The organism is Sutterella massiliensis (genome assembly GCF_016899755.1).
GTDB lineage: Bacteria > Pseudomonadota > Gammaproteobacteria > Burkholderiales > Burkholderiaceae_F > Sutterella > Sutterella massiliensis.
Genome location: NZ_JACJJC010000541.1, coordinates 1 through 236, shown reverse-complemented (window position 1 = coordinate 236; position 236 = coordinate 1). Strand labels below are relative to the sequence as shown.

Here is a 236-nt window from a genome sequence, read left to right as displayed (position 1 = left end):
CTTTTGCACCGTGCCATATAGCATAAAAACCCGCCATGGTAGCGAGCAGTGCCTGAGCTGTACAGATATTCGATGTTGCCCGTTCACGTTTGATGTGCTGTTCTCGTGTTTGTAAAGCCATCCGGTAACATACATGTCCATATTTGTCTTTCGAGAGGCCGATGATTCTTCCTGGCATATTGCGCTTGTATTCATCCCGTGTGGCGAAATAAGCAGCTGATGGCCCGCCATAGAAC

1 pseudogene is annotated in these 236 nt (G+C 48.3%); it reads right to left on the bottom strand.

From position 1 onward, the window contains the following. A pseudogene (locus H6A60_RS14685) lies at window positions 1-236 on the bottom strand (hypothetical protein); the annotation flags it as partial.